Origin of the sequence: Novacetimonas maltaceti, assembly GCF_002906255.1 — a bacterium.
GTDB classification, from domain to species: Bacteria; Pseudomonadota; Alphaproteobacteria; order Acetobacterales; family Acetobacteraceae; genus Novacetimonas; species Novacetimonas maltaceti.
The window spans coordinates 1-15,785 of sequence record NZ_POTC01000059.1; the positions used below are offsets into that span (position 1 = coordinate 1).

At 62.2% G+C, this 15,785-nt stretch carries 11 protein-coding genes; 3 read left to right on the forward strand and 8 right to left on the reverse strand.

The features are described from left to right. Positions 1-236: 236 nt before the first annotated feature. From KMAL_RS14225 to KMAL_RS14250, 6 genes are all read right to left on the reverse strand, one after another. Positions 237-992 (reverse strand): aspartyl/asparaginyl beta-hydroxylase domain-containing protein, encoded by a 756-nt coding sequence (locus KMAL_RS14225; RefSeq protein WP_110096268.1) that lies wholly within the window; start codon positions 990-992, stop codon positions 237-239. 249 nt (positions 993-1,241) lie between these two features. Further along, positions 1,242-2,492 (reverse strand): haloacid dehalogenase-like hydrolase, encoded by a 1,251-nt coding sequence (locus KMAL_RS14230; RefSeq protein WP_110096269.1) that lies wholly within the window; start codon positions 2,490-2,492, stop codon positions 1,242-1,244. Further along, positions 2,489-4,525, reverse strand: a complete 2,037-nt coding sequence (locus KMAL_RS14235; RefSeq protein ID WP_110096270.1) for a phosphocholine-specific phospholipase C — start codon at positions 4,523-4,525, stop codon at positions 2,489-2,491. Before KMAL_RS14235 ends, KMAL_RS14230 begins: the two co-directional genes overlap by 4 nt. A gap of 165 nt (positions 4,526-4,690) precedes the next feature. Continuing rightward, positions 4,691-7,072, reverse strand: coding sequence for a TonB-dependent receptor (locus KMAL_RS14240; RefSeq protein WP_110096271.1), 2,382 nt, complete (start codon positions 7,070-7,072; stop codon positions 4,691-4,693). Positions 7,073-7,803: 731 nt separating this feature from the next. Next, a complete protein-coding gene (locus tag KMAL_RS14245) occupies positions 7,804-9,447 on the reverse strand; it encodes a carbohydrate porin (RefSeq protein ID WP_110096272.1) in 1,644 nt (547 codons plus the stop codon). Positions 9,448-9,637: 190 nt separating this feature from the next. After that, complete coding sequence (locus tag KMAL_RS14250) at positions 9,638-10,156, reverse strand: hypothetical protein (RefSeq protein WP_110096273.1); 519 nt, start codon at positions 10,154-10,156, stop codon at positions 9,638-9,640. A gap of 147 nt (positions 10,157-10,303) precedes the next feature. Here KMAL_RS14250 and KMAL_RS14255 point away from each other — a divergent pair, with 147 nt between their 5' ends. Together KMAL_RS14255 and KMAL_RS14260 are read left to right on the forward strand one after the other, a co-directional pair. Beyond that, a complete protein-coding gene (locus KMAL_RS14255) occupies positions 10,304-10,591 on the forward strand; it encodes a cupredoxin domain-containing protein (RefSeq protein WP_110096276.1) in 288 nt (95 codons plus the stop codon). A 4-nt stretch (positions 10,592-10,595) separates the two neighbouring features. Then, positions 10,596-11,429 carry an FTR1 family iron permease gene (locus KMAL_RS14260; RefSeq protein ID WP_110096274.1) on the forward strand — a complete coding sequence of 278 codons (834 nt, stop codon included), beginning with the start codon at positions 10,596-10,598 and terminating at the stop codon, positions 11,427-11,429. 277 nt (positions 11,430-11,706) lie between these two features. Here the strand turns inward: KMAL_RS14260 and KMAL_RS14265 are convergent, their stop codons facing one another. Then, a complete protein-coding gene (locus KMAL_RS14265; RefSeq protein WP_110096275.1) occupies positions 11,707-12,231 on the reverse strand; it encodes an iron transporter in 525 nt (174 codons plus the stop codon). Between the two features lie 406 nt (positions 12,232-12,637). On the opposite strand from KMAL_RS14265, the gene KMAL_RS14270 reads away from it, so the two are divergent. Continuing rightward, a complete protein-coding gene (locus KMAL_RS14270; protein ID WP_110096277.1) occupies positions 12,638-13,408 on the forward strand; it encodes an SDR family oxidoreductase in 771 nt (256 codons plus the stop codon). Positions 13,409-13,579: 171 nt separating this feature from the next. Here KMAL_RS14270 and KMAL_RS14275 read toward each other — a convergent pair whose 3' ends face one another. Further along, complete coding sequence (locus KMAL_RS14275) at positions 13,580-15,703, reverse strand: TonB-dependent receptor (RefSeq protein WP_408887931.1); 2,124 nt, start codon at positions 15,701-15,703, stop codon at positions 13,580-13,582. Positions 15,704-15,785 lie beyond the last annotated feature (82 nt).

Genomic DNA, 15,785 nt, shown 5'->3' on the forward strand with positions numbered 1-15,785 from the left:
AGCCACGACTTCAGATCAGGCGGCAGAAGATACGGCTGAGACCGGTCAAACGGGATGAAGCTGCTCATCTCACCACCTTACAACTTCACCTCTTCACAGGGTACCCCAACCCGACAGGCTGCTAAAGAAGTTTTTGGTGAAGCTTTTTTCAAAAAGCTTCAAAGAACGCCGCCTTTTTGAAAAAAGGCGGCACCCAAAAACCTTTATTCATAAGGTTCGGATGGCCCGTTGGTTGCCTATGCGGCAAGTGGCGGGCCGCTCTTGCGGTCAAGCTGGCGCTTGATATCCTGCACGAAGCGCGAATGGCGGACGCAGAACAGGAAGAAGTTCTGGATGAAGCGCGCAACGCCCCGGCAGGGACGCTGCACCTGGATCAGCAGGATATAGCGGTCCTCGTCCGTGTCGTTCCAGACCTCGTGGTTGTACATGTCGTCGAACATGATCGACTTCCCGTCCTCCCACGACAGGACATGCAGCCCGTCCGGCCCCTCGATGTTGATATGGCACTTCTCCCGGTCCTTCGGGATGCGCAGCGCAAGGTGATAGGTCAGCATCCCCTTGGTCATGCCGTAATGGCGCGGGATGTGGCAGCCGGCCTCCAGCACGGAAAAGCATGCGGTCACAAGGTTGGGGATACGGTCCAGAAGCGAAGCGGTGAACGGTGCGCGGGCGCAGTTTTCCTGACGGCGGTAGCCATAGCCTTCGAGGAAGAACGACTTCCACCGCCGGTCGGCGGCGATGCGGCCATGGTCGGGCGAGATCTCCCCGAGCGAGGGGATGTCCTCCGCCCGGATGCGTACCGCCTCGTCGCGGATATGCTGCCAGTTGCGCTCAAGCACGTCGATCCACGGGAAGTAGTCCTTTTCAAAGAGTGCCTGGTCCGGCAGGACAGAGTGCCGCATGATGATCCGGTCGATCTTTGGCCGGAGGTCCTTTCCGATCTGGAACAGGGTTTTTCCGACAAAGGGGACCTTCCATTCACTCTGGCTCATGCTTGCGCCTTTCCTTGTTCTTTCCTGTTGGGCCTGCCGGATGTCTTGGAAAAAGTGGCCGCTAGATACGACATGCGACGATGATGCACAATATTTCGTGTGGAAATATTGGGCGACAACGTCGTCAGATCAATATCGTTGTAGTTCGCGCATATCAGGATTGAGTGATGTGCATCATCTCAATCCACACCCCCCGGTGCGCGGGCCGGTGTGCGGGCTGGTGCGGCGTGGCGGCCCGCGGGTGGCGTTTCAGGCGGGCACGGGGCCTGAAAGCTGCGGCAGGCTGTGGCCCAGCGGGATGCTCTGTTCGGAGGGGCGCCATTCGCCGGTATTGTCGTCACGCCCTTGCAGGACGAAGCGGGGATCGGGGGCGGACATCTGTGCGATCGCCTGCGCCGACAGCGTCCCGATCGGGCCGGGCAGCAGCCGGTTGACGATCAGGCCCAGTTTCGTGTCGGCAAACCCGCCGAGCATGGCGAAGTCCCCGCTGCTGTCACCACAGACCAGCAGCGGCCCATGCCCGTGGCGGCGCAGCTGCGTGTTGCGGATGGCGCGGACCTTTCCCTCGCGATAGGTCACGGGCCAGTGCGGCGCGGCATTCAGGCCCAGCCGTCCGCCGGGCCACTGCATGCGCACGCCCAGCACATTGGCGCGTGGCAGGCCATAGCCATAATCGGGGTCGGTCGCGAATACCGCCACCACCTCCTCCAGCGAGGCGGAGCAGACATACACCTCGATCCCCGCCGCACGCAGCGCGGATTGCAGGTCCGCGATTTCCGGCGTCAGGCGCAGGCCGGTCAGGACGGGGCGCGCGACAATCCCCGCGCGGCCGGGCCGTGTCGCGGGCGTGGCCCATGTCTCGCGCCCGATCCCCTGGCCGAGGTGCCATGTATTGGATGCGCGCGCCAGCGCCGCCAGGCCCGCCGCGTCATGTCCCGCCAGCAGCCGGATGATCCACCGGCACGACACGTCCCCGTCGCATGTCGCCGTGATGGCGTCATAGGCGAAGACCAGCTTTGAACGCAGGCTGAGCAGCGCCGGGTCATCCGCCGCCGGCGCACCGGGCCGCGCGGCCAGCAGGGCGTAATCCGCGCACAGGTCGGCATGCAGGTCGGCAAAGCGCACGCGGTGTCCCTCCACGGTGCGGAATTCGCCACCGAACGTACGCGCGGGCACGTCAAGCGCCGTCGCGCGGGCGAAATCATGCGGCGACAGTGCAAACAGGAAATGGCTGGCGGTATAATGCAGCAGCGTTTCCTCGCAATCGCCGGCGATGCAGGTATTGTCCCAGTCGAACACGGCATAGGGACGGCGCGCGGGGTCGGGGTCCGTGCTGGCGTGGGTGGCAATCAGCCCCTCGATCACCCGGCGGGTGCGCGGCGCCCATTTCAGCGGGGCGAGCACCGGTGTGCCCGCGCGTGCGGAGGATGGCAGCGCGGGGGCCATGCACGCCGCAAGGCCGGATGCAAGCGCCGTGCGCCGGGTAAGGAGGGCCGTCATGCCTGTGCCTGTCCCATCTGCGGGTCTGTGCGGCTGGGCCTGCCATTTTCCATGTGTCCCGCCAGGGTGACGGTGTCATGGCCGTGATGGGGCAGGTGGAGGGTCAGGTCATACCAGTGGTCGGCGGCGGCGACGGGCCACGGGGTTTCGCTGTCCCCGCCGGGCGGCACGGTGATGTCGCGCGTGGTCCGGGCATAGGCATCGGTGACGCGCACCCTGCGCGGCGCATGGCCGGGATTGTGCAGCGCCAGCACCACCGCGTCATGGTCCGGGTCGTACCGCAACGCGACCCCCGGCAGGCCGTGCCCGACAAAGCGGCGGAAGAACCCGTTAGGCCCGTGTACCGTGACGTCCAGCGCCCTGTCCGGGGCATCGGGGGCATGGGTCGGCACGTCCATTTCCTCCCCCGCCGCCAGCGTGTAATGCCGCGCGACGCCGCCTGTGCGGATGCGCAGCACCGCCCCCTGCGTCCCCGTGTTCGCCAGGTGCAGCGCGCCCGTTGGCAACAGGTCGGCATGCAGCGCATAGGGCAGGGCGCGGGCCGGGCGCTGTCCGCGCTCCTGCTGCGGCAGGCTCTGTTGCGTGGGGACGACCGGCAGGGGCAGCGTGCAGGACTGCCGCGTCTGGGCAAGGTAGGTGTCGGTGCGCGGCAGGTCGGCCTCCCACCGGTGGTCGGCCTGCGCAAAGTCGAAGATGGAGGTCATGTCCCCGCATACCGTGCGCCGCCATGGGGTGATGTACGGGGCCTTCACGCCAAACCGGGCCTCAAGGAAGCGCAGGACGGAGGTATGGTCGAATACCTGCGAATTGACCCATCCCCCCTTGGTCCATGGGGAGACGACGATCGCGGGCACGCGCGGGCCAAGCCCCACGGGGATGCCGTTGTAGGATTCGCCTTCCACCGGCACGCGCCCGCCGCCCTGTGTCGCGTCCAGTGCGGGCAGCGGCGGGGGCACATGGTCGAAGAAGCCGTCATTTTCATCGTAATTGAGGATGAAGACCGTCTTTGCCCACACGTCGGGATGGCGCACGAACATGTCCATCAGTTGCGAGATCAGGTGTTCGCCATATCCCGGCGGCGCGTTGGGATGTTCCGACAGCGCGGCCGCCGGCACGATCCATGACACCTGTGGCAGGGTGCCGTGCGCCACGTCATGCTCGAACGCGGATATCAGGTAGCGTCCCTCGGAATCATGCATGTTCTGCGCGTTTGACCCCGGCACGATCGCGCGCGCGCGGCGATAGGCCCAGGATTTCGTATCGAGGTTGCGGAACTGCGCGAAGGATGCCAGCGGGTTGTCGCCGAAATTGTCGTATTCCTGGTACACCCGCCACGACACCCCCGCCGCCTGCAGCTTCTCGGGGTAGGTGGCCCAGCGGAACGGCTCGAAATCCGCATGGTCGTGCGCCATGTCGGCAGACCAGTTGCCATCGTCGCAGTTGTCGATGACCTGCCGGCCCGCGTTCCCGGCGGCAAGGCCGCTGGTGCCCGAAAACAGGAACAGGCGGTTGGGGTTGGTCGGCCCGAAGATGGAGGCGTGATACGCGTCGCAGATGGTGAAGGCATCGGCCAGCGCGTAATAGTACGGGATCTGCGCGCGGGTGAAGTGGCCCATGGTCATGGGCGTCTTGTGCGCAACCCACGTGTTCCAGTCGTTCCATTCCGCCTGCGTGCCCTTCCAGCTATGGTCGAGGCTGGCGATGCAGGCCGATGACGTATGCACCGTATCCAGCAGGAACGGCATGACGCGCCCGCCCTTGCCATCCGGCTGTGAAAAGACGCTGTGCCCGTCGGGCAGGGTTTCCGCGCGCGGGTCGCCATAGCCGCGAACCCCCTGCAGGCACCCGAAATAATGATCGAACGAGCGGTTTTCCTGCATCAGGATGACCACATGTTCGACATCGCGGATCGTGCCTGTCACCCGGTTGGGCGCGATGGCCAGCGCCCGGCGCAGGTTTTCGGGAAGCATCGTCCCTGCGGCCACCGCCGCGCCAAGTTTCAGGAAGGTGCGGCGTCCGGTGGTGTTCGACATTGCATGCTCATCCGTCGTGGAAGGGACTTGAAATGACCGGTTGTAAATAAAAGGGGGTCCGGGGTGCCGCCTTCCCTTTCGCAGGGGGCGGCACCTGTGGGGGCCTTTTGGGAAAACGCTTCGCCAGAAACTTTTGACGATTTTGTCCGCCCTGGCAACATGTCCTCAGAAATGCTTGCGCAGGGTGAAGAAGACCATGCGCGGCGCACCGGCCTGCAGCGTCTGGAACGTGCCCTTGGGGTCGGAAACCTCGAACCCGTTGCTGCCGACGGTCGCGACGTAGCGCTTGTCGAACAGGTTGGTCACGTTGATCTGCGCATCCACCCCGCGCAGCGCCCAGTTGCGGCTGTGGAAACGGTAGCCGAGGTTGAGGTTGAAGATGTCGTTGGGCTTCACCCACTGGTCATTGGTATAGGTGTAGGTGCGGCGGCCCTGGTACTGCATCTGGAAATTGCCCCAGATCGTGCCGTCATCGTAGCTGACCTGCACGTTGGCAAGGTTGCGCGGCATGGCGACCACGCTCTTGCCCTTGGTGCTGTATGTCACGCCACCCGAGGTCAGGTTGTCGTCATAGACGGAGTCATTGTACGAATACGACGCATACAGCGACCAGTTGTCGGCAAAGCGGTAGTTGAACGCCGTGTCGATGCCGCGGGCCGTCACCCCGCCCACATTGGTCAGGACCGAGGGATTGCCCTGGATGCCCACGCCCTGCGTGATCGACAGCAGGCGGTCCTCGAACTCCACGTAATATCCGGTGATGGAGGCCTGGATGCGCTTGTTGTGGAAGCGGTAGCCGATTTCCTCGCTGTAGGACATTTCCGGGTGGATCTTGTTCTTGATCGCGGCATAGCCCGCGACCGTCGTCGCGAACGGACTGGTCGCCCCGGTGGCGGAGTTGTCGAACGCCGCCATATTGCGCGAGAAGTCGGCAAAGACCTCATGATTGCGGTTGAAGCGGTAGTTCGCCCCGATCTGCGGCAGGAACCCGTTGGCCGAGGTGATCGACCCGGACGCATATGCGTTGGTCGTGGGCGTGCCCATGTAATTGCCCGGCAGCGACTGGCCGATATTGTCCACCACCAGCGACTTGAACCCGTAATTGAGCTTCAGCTTCGGGGTGATCTGCCAGGTGTCCTGGATATGGAACTGGTAGGTCTTGGTATTGTAATTGCCCTGCCACTGCGTATCGAAGGCGTCGTTGCGGAACCAGTGGACGGAACTGCCGGTATATTTTGCCGCGCTGAGGGGATAGAAGCGCCGCGCCTGTTCGAAATTGTTGTTTTCGAACCAGAACCCGCCCTCGATCGTGTGGTGGCCGATATTGTACGACAGGCTCGACAGCACGCCTTCGCGGTGGATGTCATATTCCGTCGTGCGCGTCGACAGCGCGCCCCCGCCAAGTGCCTCCGGCGTCGGGGTATAGGGGGTGACCCACACGCCTTCGCCCGTGTTGGTGTGGCCATAGACGGTGACAAACCCCTTCAGCCGGTCGGTGATGTTGAAGTCGATCTTGCCATAGCCAAGGATGTCCTGACGCAGGCCTGCGGAGTTGTAATAGGACTGGTCCTGGTTCGCGATCCCGGCGGGCATGGCCGTGCCGTTCTGGTACGCGCGGCCGATCTGCTGTGCCAGCGGGTAGTTGCCGGTGATGTTGTCGACATTGTACCCCTTGGTCGCGATCATCTGCTGCGAGAGGTCCTGGTAGTCGTTTTCGGCGCGCTGGCTGTAATCGCCAAACAGCGTCAGTTTGACATGCTTGCCCAGCGGCTGGATATACTTGGCGTTGGCCTGCTGCTGCTGCTGGATGCCGTCGCCCTTCCACTTGTTCGCGTCCTGGTAGTCATAGGACACATAAAGCCGGCCGCCCCCCTTCATCGTGCCGGTATTGACGCGCGCAAAGGTGCGCCATGTCCCGTATGACCCCACCGTGCCCGCGACATCGGCGCCGAATTTCGCGGTCGGGTCGATGGAGGTGAACTCCAGCGCGCCGCCAAGGTCGTTCGAGGCCGCGACGCCAACTGCGCCCGCGCCCTGCGCCAGCGTGGCGGCGCCGTTGTTTTCCGTCTGCAGCGCGCGCCCGATCGACAGCCCGTTATCGTTGCCATAGGCAAGGTTGCCCAGCGGGATGCCATCCATGGTGAAGCCAAGGCGGCTCTGGTCAAAGCCACGGATGATGATCTGCTGTGACCATTCATATGACCCCAGCGGGTCGGAGGAGGTGAACATCACGCCGGGCAGTTTCGACAGCGCCTTGAGCGGGCTGGTCCCCGGCGTGGTCTGCTGCAGCGCCGTGTGCGACAGCGTCTGCGTTTCGCGCGCGGCGCCCGCGCCCAGCACGATGATCGATTCCGCCTGCGTGGCGCGCACGGATGCGGCGGTGTCTGCCTTTGCGGTCCTGGTCGTGGTGGTCTTCCCCTGCGCCGGGGTGGCCGGGGTGGCCGGGGTGGCCGGGGTGGTCCTGTGCACCGTGTCTGCGGCCCTGGCAGTATGCATCAGCACGGCGCTCATGCAGGTCGTCAGCAAAAGCAGTCTGGTCGTTTTCATGCAGCGTGATCCCTCAGGCCGGGTGCCCCGGTTGTTCCGGGTGGGTGATTACGCGGCGAACCTATGTTTTGGGTTCCAGACTGTCTTGTTATAGTTTGGTGACGGTGAAGTTACAGTATTATGACAACATGTATTTGCCGTAATGAAGTTTGTATGGAATGTTAATTTGTAAAAAATGATATGAAATCATGTGGGAAAACAGGCATACATGCAGAAACGTTCGGGTTATTGTTTGATGAAACAAACAAAATAATCCCGAAATATCCGTTTGGATATCTGGGAACGGATGTGGGGCATGAGATTTATATTGTATGTCCTGCATCCCGCATGGGGGCATGATGTGCCCGGATGCAGGGCGCGCAGGCGTGCGCATGACCGCGCGGCAACGGCAGCAGCGATGGGCGGATTCTGTAAAATGACATTATGCCCAGAAGGGAAATGAAAATTCCGTTATCCCCGCGCCCTGCCGCGCGCGCAGGGGCAGGGCATGGATGACGTGCCCTGTGGGGCGGGGTGTTGCTTTTGCGACACAGGGGGCAAAAAATAGCCGGCAGGACGCCGTCGCGTTTTCAGGGCGCGCATGATGACAAAGGTTTCTGGTGAGGCTTTTTCCCAAAACGCTTCGAAAGACGCCACCTGCATGGCGGCCGGGGCGACATCCGGAAACATTTATTATGTTCAGGCGGTATCTTCAAAAATGTCCGCCATGACACGGCATCGGGCGGGTGGGATCAGAAATTGACGTTGGTGTGGATGCCAAAGATGGTCTCGTTACCCACGCGCTTCAGGCCGCTGGCGTAACGCGGGTCGGGCGTGCCACCCTGCGGGTGCCAGACATACTGGAAATCGGGCTGCAGTACCAGCCATGGCGTGACCTGCGCCTGGTATGTGACCTCAAGGTGGTTTTCATTGCCCGGCACCATGGACCCGGCATCGCGGTTATACTGCCGCCACCCCGAACTTGACCGGCCAATGCCCCAGCCCACGCCCACGGTGTCGTTGTCGCGTCCCTTGAACGGGGCCTTGAGGTTGATGCCCGCATCCGCGGCAAAGCTGATGAGGTTGCGGTCCCCGCTGTTGCCGGTGGCGCGCACGAAGATCCCCACCGACTGCGGCGAGGTCAGCGATGGCCGCCACAGCATCTGGTCGATGATGCCATAGACCATCCAGTTCCCCCGGTCCCAGCGCGGATAGCCGCCCTGCGCGCCAAGCGACCCGCCCTGCCGGTTATAGCGGTAGTCGGGGAATTTCGCCGTGTCATAGAAACCGCCCAGCTTGTAGATGCCCGGCAGGCCGGGGTTTTTCGTCGCCTTCGACATGTCATCGGGCTGCGGGTTGAGCGCATATTGCAGTTCGGTGATCAGCAGCGCGCCGGTGCCCATGTTGAAGCGCGTGCCACTGCCGTCATTGGTGACCTGGTTGGTCGGGTCGGCCGCGTTGCCGCCATCCTGGATGCCGAAGGAGTTGTAGCGGTTGCCCGGCGGGTTGTCGTCGGCGGCGGCGAACATGAAGGTGAACGTCTCGGTCGGGCGATAGCGGATGCGCACGGCGGGCGAGGACAGCGGCCATGACGGCCCGCCACCATACAGGTTGACCGAAGGCGCCATCGGCCAGCCGAAATTGGAGTTCAGGTAAAGCAAGCCGTAATCACTGATGAGGAATTCGGTATCGAGGTCCTGCTGTCCGATTTTTACATCGAGCTTCCCGTTCAGGAAGGACTGCTGGTACCACAGTTCGAACAGGCGGGTGGAGCGGTCGGCCTCGAACCCGCTGACGGGGTTGTAGTTGTACAGGTGATCCTGCGAAATGGAGCGCCCGCGCGTCTGCAATGCGCTGACATTGAACAGGCCGCCCTTCAGGCCGAACAGTTTTTCAAGGTCCACCGTCAGCGTGGGCGCCGTTACCGCGTCATAGGCGGGGCCGGTGCCCGACCCGCTGCCAACGTCATTCGCACTGGGCGCGCCGCCGGTGGTGTTGCCCCACAATTCCTCCACATCCTGAAGGTTGAAGGTCACGCCATGCTTGTACAGCCATGGCCGTAATCCCCCCATGTCACCCAGCAGGTTGCCGCTGGTATCAAGCCTGTCGCCGTCGCTTGGCGGTGGCGGGGCCTGTGACTGTTCCACCGTTGCGATGTCGGTCTCATTGACGGCCGGGCCGGAATTTCCCAGTTCCCTGCGTTCCTTCTGGATTTCTGTCGGCGGTATGTCCTGCGCATGCGCGGTGTTGCCGGGGGCTGAAAATGACAGGCCAATGATTGTACCGGTCAGGAAAACCGTTGCCAGGCGCCGGTGCGTGTGCGCGATGCGCGGGTGCAGGAGATCGCAGTCCGCATGGCAATGGGCGGGGTGTTGCGGCGGGATGGGCCGGGACATCGTATGCACGTCCTGATTCTCCGGGTAATTCCAGGGGGGCTGTAATTGATAGTGATTCGCATTTACATCTCATTTCCGGATGTGGCAAGTGCCCGCAGGCCATTTGCGTGAAATTCGTGCTTTCGTGAAATATTCCCGGCGGGTGCATGAAGACCCGTCGGAATCGCTGGCTGGCCCGGATGTTCCCGCCCTATCGCAAGAAGACCTTGGGCACGCCCTCGCTGTTCAGGCACGACATTATGATGACACCCGTCCACAGCACCAGCGACACGCCCGCGCCGATGCGCGCGCGCACCAGGCTTATGGGCTGGCCCCGGATGGCGGGGATATACAGCGCGCCATGGCACACGCCCGCGTTGACCAGCGCCAGCGTCATCAGCAGCAGCTTGGGCGACAGGTATCCCCTGCTGCCGATATGCACCGGGTCATAAAAGAACAGCAGCACCCCGGAAACCATCGTCACCGCGAACAGCCAGTGCGCCCACCAGAATGCAAGGCGCGCGACAACGGCGCGTTCGGCCTGGTAATCGCGGCGCATCAGGGACAGGTCAAACAGGACATCCATGCCGAAAAAGACAGACATGGCGATGATATGCACCATGCGCACCAGGTAATGCACAGGCTGCATCCAGAAATGGAACATGCGGCTGTCCATCGCGACCAGCAGGTCGTAGGGCAGCCGCATGAACGCCAGGGGATGGGAAATCATTGGAACCTCACTTGCCTTGCGCGTCTGTAGCACATCATATTGACAGTGAGAATAAGTCGCATAATATCGCGCCAACAGCGGAGCCACAGACATATGCGCCATGCCATCATCCTGCGGTGCGCCGGGCTTGCGGGCCTTTTGCTGGCCATGCCGGCCATGGCGCAGGACCCCATCCACCTGACGGTCAAGGACCATCATTTCACTCCCGATCACGTCAATGTGCCTGCAGGGCAGCGTTTCCTGATTTCGCTGACCAACCAGGACGACACGACGGACGAGTTCGAAAGCTACGACCTGAAATTCGAAAAGATCGTGGTACCGGGCGGGACGATTACGGTGCATGCCGGGCCGCTGCATCCGGGGACCTACAAATTCTTTGACGACTACCACCCCGATCAGGCGACCGGGACCGTCACCGCGACACAGGAACCATAAGGCCATGCTGGGAAGTCTGCTGATCGTCTTTCGGGAGGTCATGGAAGCGGGCCTGATCATCGGGATCGTGCTGGCGGCGACACAGGGCATCGCGCATCGTGGCCGCTGGGTCGCCGGGGGCATTGCCGCCGGTGTCGCGGGGGCGGCGGTTGTGGCGCTGTTTGCTGGCCGCCTGTCACAGGCGCTTTCGGGCAACGGGCAGGACGTGTTTTCCGCCTCCATCCTGTGTGTCGCGGTCGTGATGCTGGGCTGGCACACGATCTGGATGACACGCCATGGACGCGAAATGGCGGGCGACATGCGGGCGCTGGGCGCGCAGGTCGCATCGGGCCAGCGGTCGCTGACGGCAATGGCGGTGGTCGTGGCCGTGGCCGTCCTGCGTGAAGGGGTGGAGGTCGTGCTGTTCCTGTATGGCATTGCCGTGTCCACCCATTCCGGCCCGGTGGCGATGCTGGCGGGTGGCCTGCTGGGCATTGTCGCGGGCGGCGGGGTGTCGTGGCTGCTGTATCGTGGCCTGATCGTCATCCCGCTGCATCGCCTGTTCGGGGTGACGGGACTGCTGATCGCGTTCCTTGCCGCCGGCATGGCCAGCCAGGCTGCGGCGCTGCTGGCGGGGGACGACATCATCCCGGCCTGCGGGTATGAAATGTGGGATACGTCATGGCTGCTGTCCGATGGCAGCATGGTCGGCCGCGCGGCAAAGGCATTGTTCGGATATTCGGACCGGCCGATGGGCATACAGCTGATCGCGTGGGTCGTGACGCTGGCGGTCATGATCGTGGCGACACGGCTTGTGGCGCGCAAACCCGGCTCGGCACGGGTGACGAACGCAGCCTGATGGGGCAGGGAGCCCTGATGCGTTAAACGTCTGCCTGAAAATGGCCGGTTGTTGTCTTTCGAAGCTTTTTGGAAAAAGCGTCACCAAAAACTTTTGTCATTTCAAGATGGTGTATGTCCTGCCATTTCCAGATGAACTCTAAATGTCATGGTTTCCAAAGGGCAATGCCCTTTGGCGGGTTTCAGGGCAGCGCCCTGAATGTTCCCCCCAAAAAAGAATGCCGCCTTTTTCGACCAAAAGGCGGCACCCAGGAACATTAAATCTGAAAAACAGGTCGTTATTTCTGGGGATAGGAGAACGTGAACTTCTCCGTGAACGGTTCCCAGAAGCCCGGCGTGCCGGTTTCCTTGTCCACATGATGCAGAAAGCCGTTCTTCTCCGGAGAGGAGTAGCGCAGTTCGACGGTGTACCTGCCGGGTCCGTCCATCTTCACGTTGTTGGCGTAATGCGGCCCGTCCTTTGCGGTCATCGCGCGCATCGTGCCGCTGGCGGTGAAGGGGGACCCCACCTTTGTCAGCGTATAGTCGATGGTGAGGTAGGGGATCCATGCGCCGTCGGGATAACCCCAGACATTGTCGGCCGTTGCGTGGACATCGGTTTCAAGGTGGACCACGTCGTTGCCCATCGGCATGTCGGCTGGCATCGGGGCCATGTCCACCCCGACAAGGTAGCTGGAGGCGATTTCCATGTCATGGGCCTGTACCGGGCCGCCGATCGGGTATTCACGGGCAAGGGCCGGTGAAACCGTCGCGGCAATGCCTGTCACAAGGCCCGCGGCCAGAAGGCCTTTTGCAAACTGCATGTCTTTGTACCTTTGTCAGCATCAGTGGAAAGGAAGGGTGACGTCCGGGGCCGGGACCCTGTCCCTGCGATGCCGCGCGGGGGCAGGGAAAGGATTCATGAAATTTCCTGTTCAGGATTGTAAGTATGAAAAATGGACCTGATGGTAATGGATCAGTGTTCCCCCGGTTTTCCGGGCAGTCATGGGGCCGCCCCGAACGGAAGACCCAACAATATGAGAATAATTCTCAATGTCAATATAGGGGCGCAACCGTCCCGCAAAAAACCACCATGCGGCCCACACGTTCCCGTCATCCCTTCCGGGGGCGGTCGGGAATGATGCCGGCTCCTCAACGCAGGTTGATCAGGATTAAGGTTTCCACCCTGCCGGTGCGGTATAAAGTCAGGAAAAACCACAGGAGGATATGATGGGACGTGTATCAGGCAAGGTCGCGCTGATCAGTGGCGCGGCGCTGGGCATTGGCAAGGCGACGGCGCAGCTTCTGGCGAAGGAAGGGGCGAAGGTCGTCATCGGCGACCTGAAAACCGCCGAGGGACAGGCCTCCGTGGCGGAGATCGAGGCCGCGGGCGGGGAAGCCATGTTCGTGGAACTCAACGTCGCGTGCGAAGATGACTGGAAGAAGGCGATCCCCGCCATCATCGCGCGCTTCGGGCAGTTGGACATCATGGTCAACAATGCGGGCATCGCCTATGGCGGTTCTGTCGAAAGCACGGATCTGGAGCATTGGCGGCGGGTGCAGTCGATCAACCTCGATGGTGTGTTCCTTGGCACGAAATACGCGGTGGAGGCGATGAAGCCCAGGCGCCGTGGCTCCATCATCAACCTTTCCTCCATCGAGGGACTGGTGGGGGACCCGACGCTTGCGGCCTATAACGCGTCCAAGGGGGGCGTGCGGCTGTTTACCAAGTCGGCGGCGCTGCATTGCGCGAAATCCGGCTATAACATCCGGGTCAATTCCGTCCATCCCGGCTATATATGGACGCCGATGGTGCAGGGACTGACCCATGACACCCCCGATCAGGAAGCCGCGCGGCAGAAGCTGATCGCCCTGCACCCGCTGGGCCATCTGGGGGAACCTGACGATATCGCGTACGGGATCCTGTTCCTTGCATCCGATGAATCGAAATTCATGACCGGCAGCGAACTGGTGATCGATGGCGGCTATACCGCGCAGTAAAGCCGCAAGGGCGGAAGCCGGCACCTTGTTCCCGTGTGCCGGCTTCCTGTTCTTTTTTGAAAAAAAGAACCAAAAAACTTCTGAAAATTTCTAAAAGTTTTTGGTGAAGATTTTTTCAGAAAGCTTCAGGAAGTGCCGCATTCATGAAAAATGCAGCACTTCGTGCACGCCTCAGAACCGCTGCGACAGCCCCGTCAGGATGGTGCGGCGCAGGCCGTACTGCGGTGCGCCCACCCCGATCCCGCTGCCGTCACGCAGTTCATAGCGCCGGTCGAACAGGTTGATGACATCAAGGCGCAGCTGCGTGCGCTTGAGGAACCCGACCTGGAACAGGTCCTGGAACGACTGCACCAGCGACAGGTTGAACGTCACGTATTGCGGCACCTTGGCCCCGTTGGGGACGGCGCCATCGGCGCGCAGGCCGCTGCCATAGACCATGGTGGCGGACAGGCGCAGCGGATGTCCCGTCTTGTAAAATGCGCTGTAGCTGCCACCGGCGGACGCGGTCCAGCGCTGGTCATGGTCAAGGTGGATCCAGCGGTGCTGGATATAGGCCAGGTCATCGGGGTCGAAGTTCCACTGCGCGCTGGTGATGTCCTTGCCGATCGCGCGCGACCACGCGAAATTGCCATAGACCGAAAAGGGGCCGTGGCTGTAATCGGTGGCGAATTCATACCCGTGCACCTGCCCGCGCCGGTAATTGAAGGCCGACAGGATGATGGGGGAGCCGAACTGCCCCTCGTCGATCATGTTGTGCGCCAGTTTCACATACGCATCGAACGACGCATGCCATCCCGGCAGCAGCGTCTGCGCAAAGCCCGCATCGAAATAATGGTCGCGCTCCGCCTTGACGGTGCTGTCCTGCAGGGTGCCGGGGGCGGCCGACGTGTTGGCGAACTTGTTCAGCGATGTGCCACCCACCAGCTCGAACGGCGGCGGGGTGAAATAGCGTGAATAGCCCGCATGGAACGTGCCGCCACGCCAGGGCTGCCAGACGATGTTGATGCGCGGGCTGACCTGCTTGGAATGGGTATATTCATCCACCCCGTCAAAGCGCAGGCCGTAATTGATCGTCAGGTTGCGCACCGGCCGCCACTCATCCTGCGCATACAGGCCGTACATCCACCCGGTGCGGCCGTTGCCGTCGTGAATGTTCTCGGTCGCGCCGCTATAGATCGGGTTTCCGTCACTGTCCGTCCCGGTCTGGGGATAGACGGTGGAGTCCGTCTTCGACACCGTGCGCTCCACATAGGCCTGGTAGCCGAAGCGCACCGTATGGTCGGGGGCCGCGCGCCATGTCACGTCGGTCTGTGACCCGGTGGACATCACCGATCGCTGCGCGCGCTGCGCGATGCCGTTATAGACAAGGTCGCCAAGCGCATCGGGCGAGTAGCCAAGCGAGCTGTAGCGTGAAAAAACCGATGACTGCAGGCTGAAATTCCCGATTTCCTTCTGCAGCGACAGGATCGCGAAATCGGTGATTTCCTTCTGACGTTCATTCAGGTCCGCGCTGTTGACGCTGCCATAGACCTGGTGTGACAGCTCACTGTTGAGGAAGTCCGGGTTTGCGAACTGCCTTTGCTGTCCGGGGTTGTTCGGAAGCTGGTAATATGCGTTCGATACGCCGGCGGTGAAGCTGATGCGGGTGTTTTCATCGGCGGTGTAGCGCACATGGCCAAGGAAATGGTACTGGTTGGTCAGGTCATGCAGGGCGTTGAATTTCGGCGTCGTGTTTTCGATGCCCACGCGGTCATGCACGAAATCGGCGGTGACGAAGTAATCCCATTTGCCATGCGCGCCGCCATATTGCAGCGAGGGGAAGAAATAGTCCCGCGCCCCGCCATAGATCGAAACCTCGCCTCCCGGGTCGGTGCTGCCGTTCTTGGTCGTGATGTCGATCACGCCGGCCTGCAGGAACCCGTATTCGCTGGGCAATGCGCCGGTCGTCATCGACATGGAATGGGCAAAGCGCGTCATCAGCGTCTGGCCAAAGACGCTCAGCCCCTCGGGCAGCTGCACGCCATCAAGGCGGAACTGCACCTCGTTATGGTCGCCACGGATATGGATCTGCCCGTAGCTGTCCTGCGCCACGCCGGGGGCCTGCAGCAGGACGGCATTCATCGGTGCGTTGTCGCCGCCGGGAATGGTCTCGATATCCTTGCGTGAAAAGCGGTAGGTGCTGGCGCCGGTGTCGGGCTGCAGGGCCGAACGCACACGGTCAAGGCGCGCATTGACCGTGACATGTTCCCCGTTCGCATCGGTATAGTCGGTGACCGTCTGCCTGCTGATCGGCACGACCTGCCTGTCGATGCTGCCCGCAGGTCCTGCCGCGCACGCGGCAGGCGTCACCCCCACGACCGGCACGACGACTACCGAC

What these genes read in the sequence shown, in the direction of transcription:
- KMAL_RS14225 (WP_110096268.1), bottom strand. Translation starts at nt 992, where the DNA reads ATGAGCCAGAGTGAATGGAAGGTCCCCTTTGTCGGAAAAACCCTGTTC.
- KMAL_RS14250 (WP_110096273.1), bottom strand. Translation starts at nt 10,156, where the DNA reads ATGATTTCCCATCCCCTGGCGTTCATGCGGCTGCCCTACGACCTGCTG.
- KMAL_RS14240 (WP_110096271.1), bottom strand. Translation starts at nt 7,072, where the DNA reads ATGAAAACGACCAGACTGCTTTTGCTGACGACCTGCATGAGCGCCGTG.
- KMAL_RS14260 (WP_110096274.1), top strand. Translation starts at nt 10,596, where the DNA reads ATGCTGGGAAGTCTGCTGATCGTCTTTCGGGAGGTCATGGAAGCGGGC.
- KMAL_RS14270 (WP_110096277.1), top strand. Translation starts at nt 12,638, where the DNA reads ATGGGACGTGTATCAGGCAAGGTCGCGCTGATCAGTGGCGCGGCGCTG.
- KMAL_RS14245 (WP_110096272.1), bottom strand. Translation starts at nt 9,447, where the DNA reads ATGTCCCGGCCCATCCCGCCGCAACACCCCGCCCATTGCCATGCGGAC.
- KMAL_RS14255 (WP_110096276.1), top strand. Translation starts at nt 10,304, where the DNA reads ATGCCGGCCATGGCGCAGGACCCCATCCACCTGACGGTCAAGGACCAT.
- KMAL_RS14235 (WP_110096270.1), bottom strand. Translation starts at nt 4,525, where the DNA reads ATGTCGAACACCACCGGACGCCGCACCTTCCTGAAACTTGGCGCGGCG.
- KMAL_RS14230 (WP_110096269.1), bottom strand. Translation starts at nt 2,492, where the DNA reads ATGACGGCCCTCCTTACCCGGCGCACGGCGCTTGCATCCGGCCTTGCG.
- KMAL_RS14265 (WP_110096275.1), bottom strand. Translation starts at nt 12,231, where the DNA reads ATGCAGTTTGCAAAAGGCCTTCTGGCCGCGGGCCTTGTGACAGGCATT.